At 58.0% G+C, this 22,686-nt stretch carries 14 protein-coding genes and 3 pseudogenes; 8 read left to right on the forward strand and 9 right to left on the reverse strand.

The window, feature by feature from the left end:
- The 7 genes and pseudogenes from MW046_RS16170 to MW046_RS19845 form a co-directional block, all read left to right on the forward strand.
- Positions 1–735: a helical membrane plugin domain-containing protein gene (locus MW046_RS16170; protein WP_247995242.1), complete on the forward strand. Its 735-nt coding sequence runs from the start codon at positions 1–3 to the stop codon at positions 733–735.
- A gap of 7 nt (positions 736–742) precedes the next feature.
- Positions 743–2,689: a molybdopterin oxidoreductase family protein gene (locus tag MW046_RS16175; RefSeq protein ID WP_247995243.1), complete on the forward strand. Its 1,947-nt coding sequence runs from the start codon at positions 743–745 to the stop codon at positions 2,687–2,689.
- Between the two features lie 73 nt (positions 2,690–2,762).
- A pseudogene (locus MW046_RS16180) lies at positions 2,763–3,396 on the forward strand (IS6 family transposase).
- Between the two features lie 33 nt (positions 3,397–3,429).
- Positions 3,430–3,555, forward strand: coding sequence for a hypothetical protein (locus MW046_RS19505; protein ID WP_282190243.1), 126 nt, complete (start codon positions 3,430–3,432; stop codon positions 3,553–3,555).
- A 283-nt stretch (positions 3,556–3,838) separates the two neighbouring features.
- Positions 3,839–4,386: pseudogene (locus MW046_RS16185) on the forward strand (cell division control protein Cdc6); the annotation flags it as partial.
- A complete protein-coding gene (locus MW046_RS16190; protein ID WP_247995584.1) occupies positions 4,367–4,519 on the forward strand; it encodes a hypothetical protein in 153 nt (50 codons plus the stop codon). The pseudogene MW046_RS16185 and the gene MW046_RS16190, both read left to right, overlap by 20 nt.
- 296 nt (positions 4,520–4,815) lie before the next feature.
- A pseudogene (locus MW046_RS19845) lies at positions 4,816–4,884 on the forward strand (P-type ATPase actuator domain-containing protein); the annotation flags it as partial.
- 68 nt (positions 4,885–4,952) lie between these two features.
- Here MW046_RS19845 and MW046_RS16195 read toward each other — a convergent pair.
- The 3 genes from MW046_RS16195 to MW046_RS16205 form a co-directional block, all read right to left on the reverse strand.
- A complete protein-coding gene (locus MW046_RS16195) occupies positions 4,953–9,113 on the reverse strand; it encodes a beta-galactosidase small subunit-related protein (protein ID WP_282190244.1) in 4,161 nt (1,386 codons plus the stop codon).
- A 243-nt stretch (positions 9,114–9,356) separates the two neighbouring features.
- Positions 9,357–9,497, reverse strand: coding sequence for a hypothetical protein (locus tag MW046_RS16200; RefSeq protein ID WP_247995245.1), 141 nt, complete (start codon positions 9,495–9,497; stop codon positions 9,357–9,359).
- 126 nt (positions 9,498–9,623) lie between these two features.
- Positions 9,624–9,875 carry a hypothetical protein gene (locus tag MW046_RS16205; RefSeq protein WP_247995246.1) on the reverse strand — a complete coding sequence of 84 codons (252 nt, stop codon included), beginning with the start codon at positions 9,873–9,875 and terminating at the stop codon, positions 9,624–9,626.
- Positions 9,876–10,391: 516 nt separating this feature from the next.
- On the opposite strand from MW046_RS16205, the gene MW046_RS16210 reads away from it, so the two are divergent.
- On the forward strand, positions 10,392–10,955 hold the full coding sequence (locus tag MW046_RS16210) for an IclR family transcriptional regulator (RefSeq protein ID WP_438268207.1): 564 nt from the start codon (positions 10,392–10,394) through the stop codon (positions 10,953–10,955).
- Between the two features lie 177 nt (positions 10,956–11,132).
- Here the strand turns inward: MW046_RS16210 and MW046_RS16215 are convergent, their stop codons facing one another.
- The 6 genes from MW046_RS16215 to MW046_RS16240 form a co-directional block, all read right to left on the reverse strand.
- Entirely contained in the window at positions 11,133–11,531 is a 399-nt protein-coding gene (locus MW046_RS16215) for a hypothetical protein (protein ID WP_247995248.1), read from the reverse strand.
- Positions 11,528–13,414, reverse strand: a complete 1,887-nt coding sequence (locus MW046_RS16220) for a BNR repeat-containing protein (RefSeq protein WP_247995249.1) — start codon at positions 13,412–13,414, stop codon at positions 11,528–11,530. The genes MW046_RS16215 and MW046_RS16220 overlap by 4 nt, the downstream gene beginning before the upstream one ends.
- A 148-nt stretch (positions 13,415–13,562) precedes the next feature.
- Complete coding sequence (locus MW046_RS16225; protein ID WP_247995250.1) at positions 13,563–18,764, reverse strand: beta-galactosidase small subunit-related protein; 5,202 nt, start codon at positions 18,762–18,764, stop codon at positions 13,563–13,565.
- A gap of 249 nt (positions 18,765–19,013) precedes the next feature.
- The gene (locus MW046_RS16230; protein ID WP_247995251.1) at positions 19,014–20,702 is read right to left on the reverse strand and encodes a glycoside hydrolase family 2 protein; all 1,689 of its coding nucleotides are present in this window, start codon (positions 20,700–20,702) and stop codon (positions 19,014–19,016) included.
- 2 nt (positions 20,703–20,704) lie between these two features.
- Positions 20,705–21,829: an ABC transporter ATP-binding protein gene (locus MW046_RS16235; RefSeq protein ID WP_247995252.1), complete on the reverse strand. Its 1,125-nt coding sequence runs from the start codon at positions 21,827–21,829 to the stop codon at positions 20,705–20,707.
- A 5-nt stretch (positions 21,830–21,834) separates the two neighbouring features.
- Positions 21,835–22,686 carry a carbohydrate ABC transporter permease gene (locus tag MW046_RS16240; protein ID WP_247995253.1) on the reverse strand — a complete coding sequence of 284 codons (852 nt, stop codon included), beginning with the start codon at positions 22,684–22,686 and terminating at the stop codon, positions 21,835–21,837.

Consider the following 22,686-nt stretch of genomic DNA (forward strand, 5'->3'; position numbering starts at 1 on the left):
ATGGCAGATCCTACAACGACCGTTCCAGAGGCGGCGATGAACCGATCGTCAGACCGGCCCAAAGAAGGAGAACAAGCGCTTCGTGCAGTCATCGAAGAATACGGCGACGACTACGCGGCCGCTGCCGAGTACACGGACGAACTAGAGAATATTCTCGAGACGGCACTACTCGTGCTCGCGAGCGCCGACGATGAGGAAGTCGAATATTTGACAGATTCAATGATAACGCTCGTTGAAGCAGCGGACGCCGTCTCAACCGATGGCACCGTGGCACTCGCGGAAGGGATCGGCGAGAACACCGGTGAACTTTCGGAACTCCTCGACGCGGTTTGTCGCCTCCAGCACCACGGTCATGTCAATATGTTCGTTCGTATTGCAGAGACGCTCTCGGCGTCGCTCGACGAGGAAGAAGCAGAAGAACTTGCTGTCGCGCTCGGTGACAACGGATCGGAGGCCGCAGCGGCTATCGACTCCATGATGGAACTCCAGCGTGAGGGCCATCTCGATAATCTCGTGGAGTTGTCGAGGACACTGTCTGCCCTCGAGGTCGACGAATCGACAGTGACCGGCCTGAACAGGGTGCTGAACGCCGTCGGGGAGGCCGAACAGGAACCGAAACCGGTTGGCCTGTTCGGGCTCATTCGCTCACTCGGCCGGCGCGATGTGCGCACAGGTCTCGGCTACATTGTGACCGTGCTGAAGGCGCAGGGACGCCGACTCAGGAAAGACGTCTGAAAAAGAGATGACTGACCAACCCGATCGATCAATCAACGAGACCGAAACGGTGTGCCCACTCTGTGCGGTGGGTTGTCGCCTTACACACGGCGATGGCGACCGTGCGGAGGGCTGTGAGGGACCAGCAAATCCGAACGGCCGCCTCTGTGCGAAGGGAGCGACAGCGTTCGAAGCTGTTCGTGATGACGACCGACTCACGACGCCACTCGTGCGCCGCGACGATGGCCTCGTCCCGACCGATTGGTCGACAGCACTTGATCGGGTGGTCAACGATTTCGAGACCGTGTGCGACGCCAGCGGATCGGATGCACTCGCGTTCTTCGGCGCACCACGTTGTACAAACGAAGAGAATTACCTCCTTCAGAAACTCGCCCGATCACTCGGAACGAACAACGTTGATAACCGTGCACGGCTCTGTCACGCCTCAGCGGCGACCGCACTCGAAAGCCGCTTTGGCTGGCCGGCTTCGACAAATTGCCTCACCGATCTGACGGACGCCGACCTTCTTCTTGTCGTCGGTGCGAACCCAGCTATTCAACAACCCGTAGCGTTCGACGCGTTCGTCCGCCCGGCCGTTGCCGATGGGACGACACTCGTTGATATCGATCCTCGGCAGAACGAGACGACACGCATTGCCGATCAGCATATCACTCCTCGGCCTGGCACCGACGCGCTGTGTTTCCACCTTGTCTGTGCGCTTCTTGTCGAACACGAATATGTCGACACGTCATTTGTCAATAATCGTACGAGTGACTACGAGACGTTCAAGGCAGCTCTCGCTAACATCGATATCGACGAAGGCCAGCAGACAACTGGTGTTGACAGTGAGACGCTTATTGCTCTTGTCGATCGCATCGGGACGGCTGACCGGATTACTGTTATCGGGGGAACGGGCATCGAAGACGGTGGTGATGAAACCACGACGACGGACGCGCTGCTTAACATGCTGTTGCTCACTGGCAATGTCGGACGGCCGGGAACGGGATTCATGCTCCTTCGTGGACTAAACAACGAACAGGGGGCTGTTGACATGGGCTGTCGGCCCGACATACTTCCTGGTCACCAGTCGGTTACGGACGATGCCGCACGGCGCCGGGTTGCGGACGTATGGAATACTGAACCTCCGTCTCACCCTGGACGTAACGAGTATGAGGCGCTCGATGCGTTCGGTACTACTGTTCATGGAGCGCTCGTGGTTGGTGAGAATCCGGCGATCGAAAAACGCGATGCCGACTGGGTGGCACACCAGCTAGATGCGCTGGAGACACTCGTCCTTCTCGATGTATTCCCAAGCGAGACGATGCAACACGCCGACGTTGTCCTCCCAGCAGCGGTCGGTCTGGAGAAGGCAGGAACAATAACGAATCTCGATCGACGGGTGCAGCGGCTATCGGTCACTGCGTCACCGCCTGGCATGGCCCGGACAGACTATGCAATTTTGGCGGCACTGGGCGAACAGCTCGTCGGAGACGGATTCGCACCCGTCGATCCGGAGACGGCCTTTGACGAACTCCAGGCGGTGAATCCGTTGTACGATGGGTTCTCTGATACGGTTGGCGAGTGCTGGCCGGTGGGCAACGATGATGGTCTTTACACCGACGGGTTCGCGACCCACGATAGCAAGGCACCATTTGTACCCCTCGATCCGGCGGTTACGTCACCAGCTGACGACGAACTCGTACTCATCGTTGGTAGTCGAGCCGGTGGCTTCGACACCGAGTACACGGTTGACAATCGGGTACGGCTGAACGTGAATGATGCGACGATGCGAGAAATCGAAGAGGGCGACCATGTCGTTGTCGCCACTGGTGACATCACGGTTACCACAACGGCCGCTGTCGGTGATGCTGTCCGCGAAGGAACAGCGTACCTCCACGCGGACGTGGCCGATCCACTCGTTCGGTCAGCGTCGGGATCTCCCACCGTCACCGTTACACTCGCTAAGGATGTTTAAGCACGTTCTCTTCCGATTGGGGCGGTGTTCAGATAAGGATGAAGTGTGAGGCGGTTCGTTTTCTGAGTGATCTATGCCCGAAAACGACCGCCTCAACAGTTGTTTGGACGACATCGCCTTGGATTTTATGGAGCGAGAAGCAACACCGCAACTTCTGATGAAACTCGGTATTCAGCTCCATCTCACAGGATTATCGCTTTCGAATACCGTGTCTATTCCTGATGTATTTGGTGTTGAACGGGCTCGTTCGACCGTTCACATTGGGTTCATAAGGCCGATCTACAGCCCGAGGGTGGGCAAAGCCCGGATCACGTTGCGGTTGACGAGACTGTGATCCAACTCAATGACGAGCAGTATTGGCTGTACGCAGCGGTTGATCCAGACACAAATGAATTGCTCCATACAACCCTTGAACCGACCACAAACACGGTTATTGCTCATTCATTTCTCACTGAACTCAGCGAGAAACATGATGTTGATACTGCTGTGTTCTCGTTGATGGGTCTCACCCATTACAAAATGCATATCAGCGACACGGCTTCGATTTCAGATACGAACGCCATGGAAACCGGAACAGTGTCGGAAGTGTCTTTTATGATGTAAAACAACATACCTACTCGTTCTCAAACTGCTTCAGCGATGCCAACGCAGACACTGCTGACAAGTGGCTCAGATCGTTCACTTTCGCATGGAATCAGCTTATCTGAACGCTACGCCGTGAAGGCGATCAATACTATTACATGGTGCTCTCACAGCACACACAACAGCCATCTTTCTTGGCGTTCATGCTGCGGGTGGGCCCATTTCTTGGTGCCGTTGGTCTCGGGACGCTCGCTGGATATCTCACCCTCACCACTGAAGACTAATGGCCGCCAGCACTGACAGTTACGGTGACGACATATTCGGGTAGTGTCAGATAGTTCACTCGTGAGCGGGACAGTCTCCCGCCGATGTACCAATGTGCACCCATCACTCGCCCAGTCACGCGGCAGATCGATCTGTGGTCACCCTGCCGACACCGCCTCGCCGATCGATTCGGCTCTTCCGGCCTCACACGCTTACTAGCTTTTTGCGTAGAACGTATGCTCATCCGGCCCACTGCTCAGTCTCCAGCACATCGTCAACGGGTTCCTGTTTCACTGAGTGGGAAAAACCTCCGCAAATAACTAGTCGACATCCTACCAGCTCACAGCACGCCTTATCAAGAAGATTCGTGGCGGAGCCAAGAAACCGAGCGGCATCGATCAACAATCGATGTTTGATCTCCTGTACGATGAACTCTGTGACCTCAACGAGACAATCATCATCGTTATCGACGAGATTGATTCTATTAGGAGAATGACGACCTTCTGTACGAGCTTCCACGCGCACGGAAAAACGGGCACTTTGAGGACCAGTGGATCTCTGTCATCGGTATCAGCAACGATCTGGAATTTCGGGATAATCTTTCTCCGAAAGTCAAGGATTCGCTGTACGATTCAGAGATAAAGTTCGCACCATACAACGCCAACCAGCTCACGAGTATTTTGGAACGACGAGCTGAACGAGCATTCATCGGCGATGTCCTCGACAATGACGTCATCCCACTCTGTTCGGCTTTTGCAGCCCAGGACGAAGGCAGTGCTCGGCAGGCAATCCGACTGCTGTACAAAGCCGGAGAATTAGCGCTAAACAACAATGACGAAAAAGGAGCTGCTGCGACGCTACACAGTCCCACCGGACGCGATCAACTACGGTGGTGGAAACGTGATCGCAGCCCGCGTCTACGACGGCAACAGCGGCGTCGGTCTCCACGACGATCCACTGGGACCGATCGTCGCCACGGAGTGAGAACCGATCCTCCCTCTTTTCGAAGGTGAACAACGGCGATCGATTCGACCAAGCGACCAAATCACCATCGGACTTATCAAGCACTGGAGAACCTGCCGCCAGTTCAAGCGCTCAAACAGGTAGGCTTGATCTAGCAGTGCCTCTATTTCAATACTTGCTTATTTTATGGAGTGTTCGATAGGATTAGAAGACGAAACCTTCGACAGGGTGAGAAGAGTGGTAAAACTATTCGAGTACCTGGGCTGTGGCCCAGTCGGCGTGATCGTAGTAATTGGCCCGTCGGTAGTTACGAGTAAGGTGAGAAGATCCCGACTGATGGAACCGTCATCGACGGACAGTCAGCGGTCGACGAATCGATGGTCACCGCCTTTGTCGTGAAGCGGGAGATTTTCGACATGGAACATCGGCAATTCCCCGCTTCAACTCCTTTGAGTTAGCGACTCGAATCGACGCCGTCTAGCGATTCACCAGAACCATCTTGTTGGAAATTCACCCAGTTGCGGGGGAGCCGTCGTTTGCTCAGCTCCATCGGCGATTCTGCGTCGTCATTCGCATGGTCTGGCGGCCCATCTCGTTTCTCTCCATCATCGTTCGCGTGTTCAGGTGGACCAGTACGCTTGCCCGCAAACGGCCTGAATCCAATAAGAAAGGTCATCGGATCGACATCTACTTGGTACTGTGACAGTGTTTGTGCTGGTGTGCCACCAACGCCCGCGACCGCGTGGTCAAGATGGACAGTGGTAACGTCTTCTTTTTCTTTCAGTTCGTAGACGTGGTCCGCTTCGGCAAGATTCTTGTACTGGTCGAGATTGACGTTCATCTCCGGCTGGCCGAAAGAGACTAGCCCGACTCCGTCATCGTTTGTGAGTGCCGTCCAGCGAGTATCCGTTTTGTTGCCGTTGTCTGATGGTGGCTGGTAGGGAACGAACTGATCGGCGACGCTCCCTGTATAAACACCGATCTCGGCCCCCCACTTCCGGTCGGGGTACGTCTCGTGCGGGCCACGACCATACCACTCAAACTGATCGAGGGTGTTCGGGACATCCATCGTTACGCCAATCCGAGGAAGCCAATGACTAATGGCATCCACGAGCGCTTGGTTCGGCTCCACATCGACGCCAAGAAGGATATCTCCACTTCCGAAGATCTTGTAACGGTACTGGGTGTTGAAGCCAGCATCGCTTGTGTTCCCCGAAACAAAGCTTTCGACCGCAACGTGGGCTACTGAGTCTTCGGCCTGCACAGCTTCAACGGACTCTACCTCGTGTTGAAGATTGTCGAGTCCGATATCGTACCACTCATTCGATTCCGCAGCACCCCATTCTTGGATTTCGTTCTGGATGGGTGCTCGGAAGAAATCGAGGAGCGGGCCAGCACTCACCACCTCCGTCCCGTTGTAAGTCCCCGACGAAAGCGTCCCCTGGTCCTTACTGAGGACGTATTCGAAGTCATCGCCAGCGACAGTGATCTGCCTGCCGTCGTCGCTGACCGAAAGCCCTGGGAGTTCATCGATTTGTATCGTCGATGGCTCGGGAACGTCAAAGGGCACCTTCAGCTGATCGAACGCGAGCTGGTGGCCAGCATCCGCCCACTTCGTGTCCTCTGTCGTCTTGAAGCGGAGCGTGAGCCAGTACTCAACCCCCGGTTCCAGTTCCGGTTTACTGAATGGAATACTCACTACTGCGCTTTCATCAGGTGCGATATCAGTCGATAGGTTTCCGTTTTGGAGGATCTCATCGTCCGCTCGAAGCTCCCACGTCGTATCAAGCGTATTCAGATTAGCGAAGTGGAGGTGGTTGGTGATTCTAACCTCACCGTTGATGAGATCCACAGCGGTGACGCCAACCGGTTGGTGGGCCTTTTTCAACTGTTCGAGACTCGGTTGCGGGACTCGATCCGCTGAAATAACACCGTTCAAACAGAACGGGTTGTCGTCATAGAATCTATACTCGGTTGTTTCACCGTCAGCTTGTGTTGTTCGGTGGACGGCTTGGTTAACCCAATCCCAAACGAACCCACCTTGGAAGCGGTCATATTCGTCGTATTGCCGGAGTACCGGATCTTGCGTGTACTGCTTGAAATCCATCCAGAGAACCGCGCTGTTCGGCGGTGAACTATCACTTACCGCGCTTTTGACCTCCGAGTTCGATAACGCTCGATTATACACTCTGATCTGACTGATCGACGCGTCCGTGTACCGGTTCTCCTGAGCGTTGTAGCCGATCGTAGCCGGATAGTCATAGTTCTCTGGCTTTAACGTCGAGGCATCGTGGGATTCTTCGGCAAGAAGCTCACCGTCGACCAAGAGTTTCAGGGTGGAATTCGTTGCAACACCGACAACATCATGATAGCTGTCCGTCCAGTCATCAGGCACCGGCACATTAAGGGTCTGCCAACTGTTGTTTCGGTCATAGATGAAGAACTGGAGTTTCGGCACTGTGTCACCCGGTATGATCTTTAGGGCGTACTGCTGATCACCACGTGCAATGTATGGATCGTCGTTTTGGATATCTTTGTCCTTAACGCGGGCCCATACCGTGAATCCCGGTTCGCTGAAATCGAGACTCGAGTCTTCACCCACATTAATATAACCGTCGTTATCAAGGATTACCGCCCCGTTGTCCTCCTCAACGATCTGCAGGTCACCGACCAATGTCCCGTCGTTACTGGCACTAGATTGATCCGTGAAGATCGTCTCCGTGACGGTTCTGTGATCGGGCTGTATCCATTTCCAAAAATCATGGAATAAACCGCCACTATTGCCCATTGCGTGAGCGTACTCGCCCATAATGATCGGTTTGCCCTCCGAATTTGCTTCTATCGCCGCTTTCATACCATCTGGCGAAGGGTAGCGCGGTCCGATGATTGGCGCATATGGGGCATCTCCGCCGAAACCGCTTCCAAAGCCGCCACTGTTGTCTTGATGGTAGAGGAACCGAGTGGGATCGATACCAGTGCCTGCGTCGCCGTCGTTGTCCTCATCCTCGCCTGTTATATACTCAGCCATCTCGTAGTGTACATTATGGAGACCGGCTTCGTTGCCGGTGCTCCACGTGAAGATACAGGGCCGGTTTTTGTCACACTGGATCATCCGCCGGAACCGCTCAAGCGCCTGTGCATCCCAGTTGTCGGTCTGCCCGAGCAGGTTTGTGTTCCAGTGGGTCTCTACGTTCAGTTCGTCCTGGACGTAGAGGCCGTACTCATCGGCGAGGTAGTACACTGACGGATCCCGCGGGTAGTGCGAACACCGGAGGGCGTTCACATTGTGCCTCTTCATCAGGCTGAAATCTTTTTTGACCGTCTCTATGGGCACGTATCGTCCATGGTCTGGGTGGTGCTCATGGCTGTTTACTCCACGGATGTTGACCGGTTGCCCGTTGACGTGGATCTTGTTATCCTTGATTGTGAACTCGCGGAAGCCAACAGGTTCAAACATCGCCTCGGCGGTTGATCCGCCAGTCACATGCTCGAGTACGAGCGTATAGAGCGTGGGATCTTCGGCTGACCATTTCTCCAGTTCGGTGACGGTAGTCTCCGCCGAGAGAGTCACACCCTCAGGACCGACCAGCCCCGATGTCTCAAAGCTTGACACTTTCGCGTTATCTGTGCCGAAGAGATGCCCTCGAAGCGTATGATGACCCTGATTTGTTCCAGTGTAGTTAGCCAGTTCAGCGTCCACCCGAAGCGTGGCGTCCTCGAAGTCGTCATCAAGATTAGTCCGAACGAAAAAATCACGAAGATGAACCTGTGGTGTTGAATAGAGGTAGACTGATCGGTAGATCCCCGAAAACCGGAACATATCCTGCGTCTCGAGCGCTTCACCATCAGAGAACCGATACACTTGAACTGTGAGGGTGTGTTCGGACCCGGACGAAATATTGTCTGTGATGTCGAATTCGGTGGCCGTCATCGAGCCCTGGTTATAGCCGATGTAGGTGTCATCAATCCATACGAAGAATGCTTGCTTCACACCCTCGAAATGGAGGAATGTTTCTCGACCATCCCAGCCATTTGGGACGCTGAATTCCCGGCGGTACGTCCCGACTGGGTTGTAGTCATTAGGGACTTCTGGTGGAGTCGTGTTCGTTGCTTCGTCGATCCCTGTCCACGTCAGTGGGGTATTTAAATAGACGAACTGGTCGTAGCCCTGCGTCTGCCAACAACTTGGAACGGTGATCGTGTCCCAATCGATATCCGCGTACGAATCAGGCACATCTGCAGGTTTCTTATACCAAACAAAATCCCAGTTTCCATTCAGTAACCGAAAGTTAGAGGATTCGTTTAAACGGGATTCGAGTTCGGTGAAAGGTGTATTAGCGTCACGCGCGGCCGACACCGAGTTGAAGGGAATAGCCGTGTGGACGTGTGGCGGTTCTTGGTTTTCCTTGAACACGCTGGGGGCCTCGATATATTCTGAGAGATTCGAGATCGTGCCGGGATTGCTGGATGATGATGGTACTGCAGTTGCTGTCGTGAAGACAGTCGACGTGATTCCGGTGAGTCCCGTGAAGCCAGCAGCTTGAAGAAACCGACGTCGATTCGTCTGGAGCGTACTATTCGCCTGATCTGTGTAACTGGATATTTCTTGACCCATTGGTTAGATCTTGTACGTTATCCGCATTCCACTTATTTTCTGTAAACTAATTACACGGTTGCACTTCTAGGCCATATACTTTACTATTTGAAAATTATATGATATATCTAGATCGCAATCACATATTTATAAATTGATTATTTCGGGTGTTGGGTGAATTGCTGTTCCCCCCTCTGGCTCGGTGTGCCCGTCTGTGTCGGGCTCGGAGTGACTATCAGAGTACAGGTCAGGAGGGGGTCGGCATCATCGGTAATCGACATCTGCATCGTTGGACTCCTCCTTTTGTCCACCGTTTCCGGTACGTTCGCCGCCAGTACTCTCGGGCAAGCGACGATGGCCGACAGCCAATCGATCGACCAACTCCGAGACACGGATCCAACCCATCCCCGTATCCTTCCCGAAAGTGTCGCCGATCGCTACGCTTCGAACACGCTGGACTTCCCCAAATACCAGACCTCTGATGGAGACAGTACCATCCACAACGGCACTCCTCTCTGGTCGTATGCGCTCTCACCGGATGGGACCTGGAATCAGCTGACGAAACAGCAACAGTACCGTTATGTTCGACATGACGAGCCAGAACGCGGCAGTGTCGACGACCACAGGAGATCTCAAGAAAGGCATCAGTAGGCCTTCTACAACGATTATCAATGGCATCTTCTCAAACACGGCAAGTACCTTGCCAACTACGAGGATCCGTTCATGGTCGTTCACGAGGGCCACCAATACGTCGCAGTGCCCTACACCGAATCCCAGTTCCACTGGCTCCCTCCCTCCACACGACGCCCACATGGAGTGGCGTGATGCTCATCAACGATACAGGAGAGATCACCGATCTCACACCGAAAGAAGTCCGCCAACACCCGGTATTAGACGACCCACACCTCGCATGACGAGGAAATAAACTCGCTTCTGTTCCAGGAGACGGAAACAAGCAACCGTTTTTGACCCGTAGGATGTTTTGTGGATCATAGTTTTGATTCACGTGTCCTGTCAAGACCGCAGGCGTCCCTCCGAACCGACGAGCAGCACATTGGTCGGCGTCCTTTGCCATGTCCAGGGAACGACCGTTCGAACGATAACTATGCCACACCGTTCGGTGATGACGGACGCACCCGAACAGGGCGTCCGTTAGCCACGCCGTAGCAGGATCTCGCTTGCATTACAGTTGTAATCCTGTAATTAGAATGCTGTCGATCCGCTCGAACCGGAGAGCTGGCTCGTGCTGAGCGTTCGTCGGCTATCGGTGCAGTGTATTCTACGTCGGTTGGGACTCGTGTGAGATACGGGACTCGTCGTCAAGGACGGGACCGAATACAGGATGTCGCTCCGATTTTTGGAGTTCGGGGACAGACTCAGGAACGTGATCACAGCCGTTGGAGAGGGACTGGCGAGATGACGAACATGGCCGTGCGGGAGGGCAACGAACTGGTCGTCGTCCATATGTCGGAAAGGGACAACGCGATCGAAAAACAGACACCTGTCGGAAAGCGCAACCATCTCCACTGCACGGGATTGGGCAAGGCAGTACTGGCCGAACCCTCCAAAGAGCAGGTCCACAGAATCGTCGGCAACGTTGGTCTCCCAGCATCGACCTCGAACACGATCACCGGTAGGGAGGGGTTATTTGATGCTCTCAAAAACATACGGCAACAGGGGTACGCGCGGGACGCAGAGGAGTTGTACGAGGGAGTCTACTGCATTGTGACATCAGTCAAGAAGGGTGACGATCTTGCCGGCGCAATCAGTGTGACTGGACACCGGTGCGTCGGTTCAGTAACGAACAGTATCAAGCAGATCTCAGGCGCTCCCTGCTCGAAGCGGCGAGCGTCATCGAGCTGAATCTGAAATTCCATAGCTAGGTTCGAGTTGCTTGTTCTTCCGTTGATTACAATAGTGCGATCGTACTTCCCGACGAGGCAGCGTTTCATCTACGCTCGATCGAATTCACTATAATCAAAAATCTGACCACCAGTGTTCGACCCCGACCGGAAACGCACTGCGGAAAAAGAACTGGCCTCAGACGTCGTTGCGAATCGCCAGTTCGAGCGTTATGGCGGTGACTCGGGCGTTGGAAACACAAAGCCGGGCGGTCCCACCGTTACAATCAGCAGGGACTTTCGACCACCCGGTCGTGCGGATGCCGGTTCCTTCCTCGACAGTCGCGCTGTCGCTGTACTGGATCGAATCGCCCGACGGATCCGAGAGGGCGATCCGAACCGCGCCGTCTCCAGCATCGCTCGCGGGTTCCAACTGCGCAGTGACCCTGACGTACAGCGGCGTTGCCGGCGTCGCGCGCGTGATTTCAAGCGCGGTCGGCGTGGTGGTGAAGTCGTCGCTCTCGCGTGTCACTGGTGGAACCTCTTGGAGTCCGGTGGCGTCGACCGTAACCATGTGGGCGAGCGGTTCGTCCATCATTCCGATGCACCTCGCGTAGGAGCGACCGTGTTCTCGTACGGCGTTGGATCGTGGTATCCTAGTTGTAGGTTCACAGCAGACACCTGTACTGACGACTTGTTCGGACTCGCCACTTGTGCGGTGATGACTCCCGCCCGGAAAGCCTGTGTTACTTTGGTCCACTCGGTTGTACCGGTCTGGTGTTCCCCGGTGACCTCGGTGGACTCGCCGTGCGTCGTGCCGTGTTTCCCATCGATTTTTACCCGGACAGCAGCCAATCCGTCTGCAGACTCGATCGTAGCGATCGCCCTTGCGTAGACCGGTGTCGCTGGAACGGTCGTCTCAGTGATCGCGAGCGCAACGCTCGTATCCTCGAACGACGTGCCATCCGCGATTACCGGACCATTAGCTAGTCCGGTCGAGACGTACGTGGTCAGTTCGTCCGGTTTCTCACTCGAAAGGGAGATCGATCGGTGCGTACGGTCGAGCGTATCGACGTCGACGTCAGTGATTCCGAGCAGAGAGTGCGTACTCCACGGAACGTCTCCGACGTTCTGTTGGTGGTCGACGAAGCTCAGGACGCGATCTGTTCGCCAACGATGGGGATCGATGTGAACGTCGCTCCACGCCACATTGCGCTTGTAGAGGACGGACGTCTGCCACTCGCCGTCGAGTTTCTCGACCAGTAGCGGCCAGCTTCCGTTCTCGAAATCCCGCGTGAGGATGTGTACGTCGCCGTCGTCACCGACGACGATCCCCATTCGACCGATCGGCGAGGCGACCACGCCAGGTCCGCCGAGGCGGACGTTGGTCGTCCGATCCGTCGCGGCTTCGGTGACCCACTCACCGTCGTCCAGAGAGGCGTGAAACACTTGGGTGAAGTCGTTCTCGTCGTCACGGTAGTATGCAACGTGTGGCGCGTTGTTTCGCGGATCGTAGCTCGCCCACCCCTGATTGATGAGATTGCTGTTTTCGGGGATCGGATCGACGATTTCAGCCGAACCGTACGTGATCGGGAGATCATACCGCGATCCGTCGCTTTTCTCCCACGTCTCACTACCGTCGGTGCTGCGGGCGTACGATAGATCTCCGTTCGTCTGGACGTTCCCCGTCTCCCGCCAACAGAAGAAGTAGTGGAGCATCCCGTCGTCGGACTGAACGAGGTTCCACATGTAGGAGTTATACTCGTTTCCGTTCCACGCGCCGTCGATCAGCGGGTGGTGCACCGGTTCCCACGCTTCTGCACGAGGATTCCACCGATTCAGTATCCAGTTCCCAGCGCCGGACTGTCCATCGCGGTAGCCCGCGAGAAGAGTTCCGTCGAGCAGCCGCGTGAACTCAAGGTAGGTGACGCTCGACTCGTTCTGTCCGGTCATCCCTTCCCGCTCGGCACCGAACAAACCGATATCTTCGGGATGCGTGCTCCGCCGCCAGCGGATCGTCGAATCACGAGTGTTGTAGCTGAGGAAGACGTGCCCGTCGGGACCGATTCCAACGCTCGGCGTCCAGTGACCGTTGCGCGCGTCGATCTCGATACCAGTTCGGTTCCGTTCCCACTCCCCGTCAGGAAGATCGCGTGCAGTGACGACCAGTTGGCCAGCGTGCGTCCAGTACGCGTAGTACTGTCGCCCCTCGTGCGTTTTCAGCCGTGGCATAAACGGGGGGGTGTCGGTCTGGGCGTTACCCAAGCCATGGTTGGTGAGGTCGTACCTAGTGAGTGCACTCGCGAAACCGGCGTTCGTCACCTCTCCGGTTGCACCCGCCATCACGCTGTCAGTTCCGACCAGCCCGGATACTCCAAGTGCTCCGATCGCCTTGAGGTACTCGCGTCGATCGACGTTGCGGAATTCCTGACGTGGTTCGTCTTCGCTGCTGTGTTCGTCTAAATTCGAGTTAGCTGTCATCGTACCATATGGTAGGTGACTACCATCATCTGATTTCGGATCGTCTGCATTAACAGTATTGATTATTATTGACAAATATATTGGAAGCGATAGCCGATCCTTCCGACTGGTGTCGTTCCCGACGATCACCATCCCCTTCTGACGGGCGTCAGAGGGGGTTGAATCGCCACTCCTGATGGTCGCCGGATGTCCATTCGGTCTGGACGACGCTGGCACCGTTTTCCGTCGATCCATCGCTCACGGCGAGAACGTAGCCGCTGTTGATATTCTCGATGCGATAGGTATCATCGTCGGTTTCGACCACCCGCCAGCGCTGTTCGTCGCCGCCGTCCCAGTCCCCCTGGACGACGTTCGCGCCGTCGTCGGTCGAGGCGCTATCGACGGCCAGCACCTTGCGGCTTTGAACGTTGACGAAGCGGTACGTGTCGTCGTCGGCCTGTGGCCGGTTGCCCGAGGAACGTTGTTCTTCGCTGTCGCCAGAAGCCGAATGCTTCTGGCTGCTAACCGAGCTTCGCTCGGTGATGTCGTCGTTCCGGACGGCAGCCCACTGTTGGTTACCGTTCGTCTGGTACCGCCACTGGAGAACGTTCGCGCCGTTCTGGTCGATGCTGTCTGCGGTCACATCCATCGCTTTGTGGCTGTTGACGTTCTCGATCCAGTAGGACCTTTCCTGGATCGGTCCCGATTCGCCCGGATCCGGTGGTCCCGAAAACGGTAAACTGCGTTTGCTCAACTGGAGCGGATCCTCGCTCGCGTCGAACGGCCGGAACGCGTAGACGAACGCGTGCTCGGTCGGATCAATGCGGTATGGGGGTCGCGTGCCGTTCGGGATTCCACCAACGCCGCTGACGGCGTAATCGACATTGAAGACGACGCCGTCAGCTGGCTGGAGCTGGTAGTGGTGATCGGCTTCCCGCATATTCGTGAACGCTTGGACGCTGACGTTCATCAGCTCCGTTCCTGGCAGATCGTGAACCAACAAGCCGACGCCGCTGCCGTCCGTGAGGGCGGCGTACCGGGTGTCACACTTGTTGCCGTAGTCGCCAGGCGGTAGGTACGGCTCGAACTGGTCGGCGACGGACCCGGTGTAGCGACCAACGCGCTGGTGTCGCTTCTTGTCCGGATAACTTTCGCCCGGCCCGCGGCCGTACCACTCGAACTGGTCAAACTCCTCGGGCATCAGTACCTGAAGACCGAGCCGCGGCACGTACGAGGTGAGGGCTACCATCAGGTCAACGTTCGGCTCGACCGCCAGGCGGACGACGACGTCGCCGCTCCCGAGCACGTGGTACCGGTAGGTCGTCGTGAACGCCGCGCCGTTGCCATCGGCGGAGTCGACGGTTTTGACGTCGATCCGGATCGCCGAATCGTCCGGTTGGCTCACTTCGGTCGACTGTACGGACGCCGTCATCTCGTCTAACCCCGCAGCGACGAAATCATCGGCCTCCGTGTGGCCCCAGCTCGAGGTCTCGTTCGGCCGCACTGGCTCACGCCAGGCGTTGAGCTGTGGCCCCCTCTCAAGGAGTTCGTTGCCGTTGCGCTGGAAGGACGTGAAGCGACCGGCGCTCGTGTCGAAGACGTAGGTAAAGCCCGATCCCGCGACGACCACTTCCGACTCGTTGCTCGTGTAGGAGACCGATTCCATCTCCGAGAGCGCGACCGCTGGATCGTCGGGAACGTCCCACGGGATCTCGAACTGCTCGAAGGCGACCTCGTGTCCGGCAGGGGCCCAGTCCGTCTCCGAAGTGCGCTTGACGCTCACGTCTAAGAAGTAGTCTGCTCCGGCCTGAAGCTCCGGCCGATCGAACCCCACGTCGATCGGCCGCGTCTCGCCGGGCGGGACGTCGAGATCAAGCGTTCCGTGCTGGATGACAGTGTCGTCCTCCGTAAGCTCCCACTCGACATCGAACGCGTCGAGGTTCGTGAAGTGATACTGGTTGCTAATCTCAAGCGTTCCCTCCGCAAGTTCGTTCGCCGAGAACCTGACGAACTGGTAGCTCTTTTTCATCACGTCGATCGTCGGGAGCGTGTACCGGTCGTCGTGGATCGTCCCGGACGGCGCATGGTGTGTCGTCCCGTATGGAGCGCTCCAGAAATGCTCCACCACCTCGAAGTCGAGCCACAGCCGCGTCGAATCGTCGGGGGACTCGGCGTCTATCTCGTCGGGTGATAAGGCCCGCTCGAAGATGCGCACCGAATCGATAGTGAGGGCGGCGTAGCGATCGGGACGCTCCGTGTTGTGGCCGACGGCGACCCGGTAGCGGTTGCTGTGGATCCTCCCGGCGTAGGACGTCGCGGCGAGTTCGGTGCCATCGACGTACAGTCGGAGCGCGGCCCCGTCGTAGACACCCGTCACCGCGTGCCAACTCTCCGACCAGCCGCTTGGAAGCGCCGCCGTGACGCTGTGGTGGGTCGAGCCATCGTGGACCACGAATTCGAGATCGCCGCCGTTGAACCGCAGCGCGTACTGTGATTCGCCCTTCGTTACGATGGGATCATAGCCCTCCGAGGGTGTGGTTCCGTACACGACCGCCTCGACCGTGATCTCGCCGGTGATGTCGATCCGATCGTCGTCGTTCGCGTCGATCCAATCGTCGCTCCCGTCGAGATCGAGCGCGGTACCGCTCGGACCCGACGTGGTCGAGGGCCCGCCCCTGATCATCGCGGTCTGTCCGGCGATGGACTGGTCGTTGACAGCGCCACGTCGGTGGGGTTCGGTCAGCACGCCGTCGTCCGTCGGTGGCGTCGTCGAGTTGAGCGAGTGGTGGTTCCACATCCAGACGTAGCCGCCTGCGATCTGGTCGTGCTCGTGGATCACGTCGCCAAAGTCCGGGAGCAGCCCGCCCGCGTTCCCTTCCACGGGAGCGTACTCACCCATCGCGATCGGCTCCACGAGATCGCCGTCCTCGGCCATCTCCGCGACGTCTTCGGGAGTCGACCAGCGGATACCGTTCAGATCGGCGAACGGCGCGGTCCCGCCGAAGCCGGCGCCGTAGCCGCCCCCGTTGTCCTGGTGGGTGAGGTGTCGCGTCCCGTCGCGTTCCCGAACGTACTCCGCCATGAATTCGTGCGCCGGTCCCTCACCAGCCTCGTTTCCGGTCGACCAGACGTCGATCGAGGTGAAGTTCTTATCGCGTTCGACCATACGATAGAACCGATCGAAGAAGGACGGATCGAACCGGTAATCGTCCTCGACGAGCGACTGATTCCCGTGAACCTCAGCGTTGACCTCATCCTGAATGTAGATACCGTACTCGTCTGCGAGCCGATAGAAGTCGGGTCGGTGGGGGTAGTGTGACGTACGGAGAGCGTTGACGTTGTGTTGCTTTGCGAGTTCGATTTCCTTGCGTACTCGCTCCAACGGGGCGTGGCGACCGTGGTCGAGACTTAGCGAGTGACAGTTCGTTCCCGCCAGCGTCACTCGTTTGCCGTTGACGTGAATCGCATCGCCGGTACCGTCCGCGGCGGGCTGGATCTCGAATTTCCTGAACCCCACCTTCTCGACCAGCGCTTCGACAGTCTTCGAACCGTTCGGGAGGAGTTCAAGCCCCAGCGTGTAAAGCGATGGCTCTTCGGCCGACCACGTCTCTACGTCCCGGAGGTCCATCGTGATCGGCGAGGCGGATCCGGACTGGATCTCCTCGAAGTCGAGCCACAGCCGCGTCGAGTGGCTCGGCACAGTTCGTTCGCTTGCGATCTCGCCAGCGGAGAGCGCGCGGTCGTAGATCCGGACGGAGTCGATGGTGACGTCGCCGTACTTGGATTGGGTGTCGTGGGCGATACCGACGCTAGCGTCCGTGCTCCGAATCCCTCCGGAGTGCGACGCCGTCCCGACCTCGTTGCCGTCGATGTACAGACGGAGCGTGGATCCGTCATAGACGCCAGCAATCCGGTGCCAACCGGTCCAGTGATCGGATGCTGCCGTGACGCTGTGGCGGGTCGAGCCGTCGTGGACCGCGAACTGTGGGGTACCCTTCTCCAACCGCAGCGCGTACTGGGAGTCACCCTTGGCGACGATCGGGACGGTATCCGCGGAGCGCTCGGAGAGTTTGACGACGGCTTCGACAGTGATAGAACCGGTTACGTCGAGGCTAGCGTCGTTTCCAGCGTCGACCCAGTCTTCGCTTCCGTCGAAATCGAGCGCGGTGCCGTAGAAGCCGTTCACGCGCTTCGGATCGCCCTCGATCGTCGCGTCGTTGGCTTCGCGGGACAGGTCGTGGACGCCGTCAGTGGAATCGCTGTCGAGCGAGACGACACTTCCGGAGCGAACTGTGATGCGCTGCTCGGCGGTTCGAATCTCGGTGTCGGACGGATCGTACAGATGCGCACGAAGCATCACGTTCCGTCGTGTTCGACTGTTCCCGCTGTCTCCCTTTTCTTCCGGCGGGCCACGGCTAGGGCGGCGCTCGTCCGAGTAGTTGGCGATGGCGACGTCGATCTCCAGCGTCCCATCGGTGTACGTCGAATCGAGGTCGGAGTCGATGTTGACGTCCCGGATACACACGTCGGGCTTTGAGTACACCAGAACATCTCGGAATATTCCGGCAAAGCGCCACATGTCTTGCTGTTCGAGGTACGTCCCGTCGGTCCAGCGGACGACTTGGATCGTAACCGTGTTCGTCCCGGATTGTACCGCGTCGGTAACGTTGAACTCGCCGGGAGTCATCGAACCCTGCTTATATCCGACGTAGTCGTCGTTCACCCACACGAAATAGCCCGCCTTCGCGGCGCCGATCTCGAGAAACGTCTGCCGGTCGGCGGTCCACCCATCGGGGATGGGGAACTCCCGCTTGTAGGTGCCGACCCGGTTGTTACTGGTGGGAACGTTCGGCGGATCGTTGGGTTCGAATCCAGTCCCTGAAGCGTGATACTCCAGATCGCCGTAACCGTCCATCTGCCAGGTGTGGGGGACGTACACCGACTCCCACTCGTGGGAGTTCGACGTATCGGTGGCAGCCCCATCGAGGCTGTCGCCGATATGGAACTTCCACGCCCCGTTGAGCGATTGTACGTATTTGGATTCGAGCCACTGTTCGGTGAGAAACGCTCGGCGGCGCTCGGCGTCACGCGCGGCCGACAGCGACGCGTACGGCATCGTCGGCGCGTGGGGCGGCTCGACGTTTTCACCGACCACCTGTGGATCTTCGATGTACTCGCTCCAGTTGACGCTGCCGGGCGACGGAGTGGAACCGTCGGCGAGCGCAGCCTGCGAGACGTCGGTGGCGTTCCCCAGTACGGCACTGCCCAGCAGCGAACCACCCACCACCTGCATCAGCTGCCGGCGCGTGAGACCGGCGTCGCTGACGGACGGAGCTGACCCCTCCCCACCGCTCTCAGGTTCCCCGTCCATCATCGTTTCCCAGCCTGCGCCTCATTCTTGCTTTCCTGTCCAGTACAAACGACATCATTGCTGCTATACTTCCACATTGTCATAACTCCATCTACCATTGATTTATTAGAACAATATAAATATTTTGTATAGTGAAATTATTGGACGTTTCGTTGAGATCATCGTCGATAGACGTTGCTCGAACTGCCGTCGTCGGTCTGGTCGCCGTTTCTGTCTTTACAGGGGTACAGCTCCGCAACGTCGGTTGGGTCAGTCTGACGATCCCTCGTCCAGTAGCTCCTGGACGCGCCAATAGGCGTCCTTCGGCCGCCGGAACTCGCTGACGATCCCCTTATTGTTCTTCGTTTTCGGGCGTTCCATCGCTTTTCTCGGGTCGGTTCGCGTATCGCAGTACTGCCAAACGGTCCAGCCCGTGACGTACTCGGCGTCACGGAACGTAGCGATGGCCTCCGAGAGGAGGTCCGCTTGATACCGCTCGCTCCACTTTTGGGCGTTCCAGGTTCGTTCGCCTTCGATCGCACCGGCTCCGAACTCCGAGACGAGAATCGGTTTGTCCGGGTGTCGGTCCCGGACGTCCGCGAGGAACTCTTTCCAGTTCCGGTCGTCGGCGTACCAGCCCCAGTAGGCGTTGAGGCACACAAAGTCGACGTGTTGGAGACAGCGGTCCTCGTGGCCGCGCCAATTCGTATTCGAGGCCAGCGTCACCGGTCTGGAGTCGTCGCGCTCGCGTGCGACCTCGGCAAGACGCTGCGTGGCGTCGACGACGCCGTCCTGGTGGTTGTAACACTCGTTGTGGAGGCTCCAAGCCACGACCGCTGGGTGATGACGGTCGCGCTCGATCATCTCAGTGAGCATCCGCTCGCCCCGTTCGAGGACTGAATCGCGGGCGAACGCCTCTTCGTCGTACTGCCAGTACGGAATCTCTTCGACGACGAGGACACCGCGCTCGTCACAGTAATCGAGAAACCGGGGATGGTTCGGATAATGAGCGGTTCGGACAGCGTTGCACCCAGCCCGTTCGATGCGGTCGAGGTCCGATTCCATTACCGTCGGCGGGACGGCGTGTCCCCAGTCCGGGTGGTCCTCGTGTCGGTTGACGCCCGCCACGTCGACCGGTTCGCCGTTGCATCGGATCGAGGTTTCGGTAACCGAGACGGTACGGAACCCGATACGATCCCTGTGGTCGTCCTCGACGCCGTCCTCGTCGGTGAGCGTCACCGCCACGTCGTAGAGCTTCGGACGGTCGAGCGTCCAGCGCTCGATGTCTAACCCCAACTGGAGGGTATGGACCGATTCGCCAGTCGGCGCGACGGCGGTCGCTTCGGCCCTCGCGTCTCCCACGCTCACCGACAGGTCGATGTCGGACTCGGCTTCGCTGTTCCGGACAGCAACAGCCGCCGAGACGCTTGCTTCGGTGCCGTCGAGATCGTACCGGATCGTCACGTCATCGACGGAGACGGAGGGGATCGTTTCGAGGAACGCTTCACGGGTTATCCCGCCGTAGGGAAACCAATCCGCCCCGGGAAGCGGAATGCTGGTCGCCGTGCGCGAGTTATCGACGCGCACGACAATCTCGTGGTTGCCAGCGGCCATACCCGCGAGGTGGGTCTCGAACGGCGTGTATCCGCCGTAGTGGGCGGCGACCCTGTCCCCGTCCACCCAGACGGTCGCCTCGTGGGCGACGCCGGCGAAGTGAAGGCGGACAGCGGCATCTGCGGGGAGGCGGAACGTTCGTCGATACCACGCAGGACCCTCGTAATCGTAGTATTCGGGCGTCGTGTTCCAGGTGCCGGGTACCTGCTGGGTGTCGGCGTCGTCCGGAAACGCCTCGAAGTACGCTCGCTGCTCGCCCACATCGTTCGGGTCGGGAACGAACTCCCACCGCCCACCTAGCGACTGTTGTCGACGATTGACGGACGTTTCAAACGCTCGGTGCATGACTAGAACTGTGTTTGGGTCGCGCTGACGTCGTCAGTTTTCGTCTCGAGAGACCGACCGGACTGGGCGTCGAAGAGGTACAGGGCCTCGTTCGCAAAGCTCAGTCCGACCGTCTCACCGGGATCGGGACGAACGGACGTGTCCGTCCGAGCTACGATCTCCCTGTCCCCGAGGTGGCCGTAGATAAAGTTCTCGTTACCCATCTTCTCGACGACGGACACGGTCAGCACGTCGCCGCGCTCGTCGATAGCAAGATCCTCGGGACGGATGCCCAACCGCACGCGCGAGCGGTCACCGATCTCGTGGCCGGTGTATTCGTGCGTGAACCCGCCCGGACCAGTGAGCCGCTTCCCGTCGACAGCCACGTCGAGAAGATTGATGCTCGGACTCCCGATGAAATCCGCGACGAACTCGTTGACTGGATTTCGGTAGAGCTGTTCGGGAACGTCGACCTGCTGGAGCACGCCGCCGTCGAGAACCGCGATGCGGTCGCCCATGGCCATGGCTTCGGTCTGGTCGTGGGTGACGTAGATCGTCGTGACGCCGAGATCGTTCTGGAGTTCCTGGATCTCGGTTCTCATCTCGGCTCGCAGTTTGGCATCGAGGTTCGACAGCGGTTCGTCCATGAGGAACACCCCCGGCTCGCGGACGATCGACCGTCCGAGAGCAACGCGTTGTTGCTGGCCTCCAGAAAGCTCTCCGGGCTTTTTCGCGAGGAGATCGTCGATGCCCATCGTTTCCGCCGCCTCGGTCACACGGGCGTCGATTTCGGCACTTGACAGCTTCGAGGAGAGTTTGAGACCGAAGCCCATGTTCTCTTCGACGGTCATGTGAGGGTACAGCGCATAATTCTGGAACACCATCGCCACGTCGCGGTCACGAGGCCGGCGGGCGTTGACGATCTCGCCGTCGAACCGTATCTCCCCCTGTGTCGCGTTGTCTAGGCCAGCGATGCACCGCAGCGTGGTCGACTTCCCACAACCAGACGGCCCGACCAAGACGATGAACTCGCCGTCGGCTATCTCCAAATCGATGCCGTCGACCGCGACTATCTCTCCGTCCTCGGCGTCGCGTTGTCCGCTCGCTTCGAACGTCTTTACAAGATCATTGATGGTTATTTTTGTCATAGTGTTCACTCCTTGACTGCCCCCGCTAAGATTCCCCGTACGAAATGTCGCTGTAGTGCGAGGAAGACCACGAACATCGGGACGATCGCAAGCACTGCGGCGATCAACAGCTGGTCGTAGGCGATCTGTTCTTGACCCATGATCTTCGTGATGGCGACGGGAATCGTGAACTTCTCTTGTTGGAGCACGACGAGGGGCCAGAGGAACAGGTTCCACTGGAAGAGAAACAGGATGACCGCGAGCGCGGCCATCGAGGACTTCATCGTCGGAAGCGCGACTCGGTAGTACAGTTGGAACTCCGATGCACCATCCATCCGGGCCGCTTCGAGCAGCGAGTCGGGGATCGACTGCATCGACTGGCGCATGAAGAAGATCCCGATCGGGTACGCCGCCCATGGCAGGATCACGGCCCAGTAACTGTTCGCTAGCCCGATGTTCGACACAAGCAGGAACAGCGGGACGACGAGCAGGTTGATGGGAATGATGAGCGTTGCCAGAATCCCCAGAAACAGCGGCTCCTTGAACCGAAAGTCGTATTTGGCGAACGCGAAGCCTGCCATTGAGCAGAAGATCAGAGCCAGCCCCGTGTACACGACAGCGATGAGGACGCTGTTGAAGATGCTCAGATAGAAGTCGACGTCCGGACGGGCCGCGAGCGTCCTCGCGTTCTCCAAGAAGTGCGTCCCGGGGATGAGACGCGGGAGACCGCTGCCGGCGCTGGCGATGATCGCGGACTCGGGCAGCGTCGACGCCACTAACAGCCAGTAGATCGGTACCAACATGAACATCGTCACGAGGATCAGAAAGCCATACCCCGCGAACCGCCAGATTGCTTCGGCTTTGAGTTCGTCGTGCAT

This window comes from Halocatena salina, from assembly GCF_023115355.1.
In the GTDB taxonomy this organism is placed as follows: domain Archaea; phylum Halobacteriota; class Halobacteria; order Halobacteriales; family Haloarculaceae; genus Halocatena; species Halocatena salina.